This window comes from Agromyces binzhouensis, from assembly GCF_004135055.1.
GTDB lineage: Bacteria > Actinomycetota > Actinomycetes > Actinomycetales > Microbacteriaceae > Agromyces > Agromyces binzhouensis.
Window position 1 is genome coordinate 1 of record NZ_SDPL01000752.1, and the last position, 725, is coordinate 725.

Below are 725 nucleotides of genomic sequence, written 5' to 3' on the forward strand. Positions count from 1 at the left end.
GCAGTTCCTGCGCGCGGACCGCACGGCGCCCGCCGCGCCGCGGATCGAGGCCCCGCCACTCCGTCTCGACCCCGCACGTCCGGTCGCGGTCGTCTCCGCGTGGCCGGGTGCGGACGCCGACGCGATCGGCCGGATCGCTCCGGGAATCGAGCTCATCCGCCTCGCCGACGGCCCGGAGGCCGTGCGGCGTGCCCAGCATGCGATCGACGAGTCGTCCGCGGCGGACGGCGTGGTCGTCGTCGGCGACGCCGACGCCTGGGCGGCGCACTGGAGCCTCGCGGCCGCAGCCCGGGCGAGGGCGGAGCTGGTCGTCCATGGTGGGAGCCAGGAGCTGCGCGTCCTGGTCCGCGACGCCGGCCTGCCGCCGCTCCTCGACGTCGATCGCGACCAGTGCTGGCGCATCCGCTCCGACCGGACGACGGAACGCGCGGCATGGCCTCCGGCATGACGACGAATTCCACCTGTCGTGAGCCGGTATGGGTACTGATTCCGTGCGTGACGTTCGCAGAAATTAACGATTTGGACATCATCTGCTGCGTTCCGCCACGCAGTGTGTCAGTATCTTCGCACCCCTGCACGCGCATGCATGTCGATTGGAGACCTCGTGAGCAGCCGTCCCCTTCCCCAGGACCCCGTCGTCCGCGCCCTCGTCGCGCAGGCCCGCCAGGCGCAGCTGACGCGCCGCGGCCTGCTCGCCGGAGCGGGAGCCGGCGCATCCGCGCTCG

1 protein-coding gene is annotated in these 725 nt (G+C 72.7%); it reads left to right on the forward strand.

All coding sequences use genetic code 11. The annotated features are described in order from the left end of the window. On the forward strand, window positions 1–448 hold a 448-nt coding region (locus tag ESO86_RS19580; protein ID WP_165308392.1), incomplete at its 5' end, for a hypothetical protein. Window positions 449–725: the final 277 nt, after the last annotated feature.